This is a genomic window from Ammonifex thiophilus (assembly GCF_003368535.1).
GTDB classification, from domain to species: Bacteria; Bacillota; Desulfotomaculia; order Desulfotomaculales; family Ammonificaceae; genus Ammonifex; species Ammonifex thiophilus.
Window position 1 is genome coordinate 1 of the sequence record NZ_QSLN01000054.1, and the last position, 645, is coordinate 645.

At 55.3% G+C, this 645-nt stretch carries 1 protein-coding gene; it reads right to left on the reverse strand.

Annotation, left to right across the window (positions count from 1 at the left end; translation table 11 throughout):
• The coding region (locus tag DXX99_RS11005; protein WP_165847846.1) for a transposase at positions 1 to 645 on the reverse strand (645 nt) is incomplete at both ends.

The window sequence follows — 645 nt, forward strand, 5'->3', positions numbered from 1 at the left end:
GTGATAAGCGAGAATCTCTTCCCTCCAGCTACGAAGCGTTCTCCCCCATTGAACCAGCGCAACGTCGCTCGCCTCCCGAGTGTTTAAGATCAGACGATCCAGGATTAGCTCTGCCTCCTTCCGGCAGGAGGCACGATAGACGTCGCGTAGCTGCTCCTTGGCCCAGTGAAAATGGGCCACGTTCCTGTACCGCCTCCTGATCATGGCAAGCTGGGCTGCCTGGCGCTCGGTCAAATCCTCTTCGTTCTTTACCAGAGGCCAACGAGGTATACGCTGCCCGGTTACCTGCTGCTCTATTAGCCTCGCCTCGTCTACACGCCGGTTGGCATCTTTAAGAGCGTGAAAATGGTCAACCACCACAGGCACTCCAGGCAGCACCCTCTTTATAAGCTTGCGCCAGCCGTCTTTGAAGTCGATGCATACCGCCTTGATGCGCCTGCGCACCGAAACCGGCAGCTCCTTTAAAAACTTCTCCAGAGTCTTGAGCCGGTCATCCGGTAAGATGGCGATAAGCCTTCGCTCGGGCCACACGCAGGTAACGGTGATCATCATGTCCTGACCCCTGAAACTGTGCTCGTCTATGCTTAAAGCAAAAGCCGGTAGATCTTTAAGGGCCTCCTCGATGTTCACCTGATTGGTCACTTG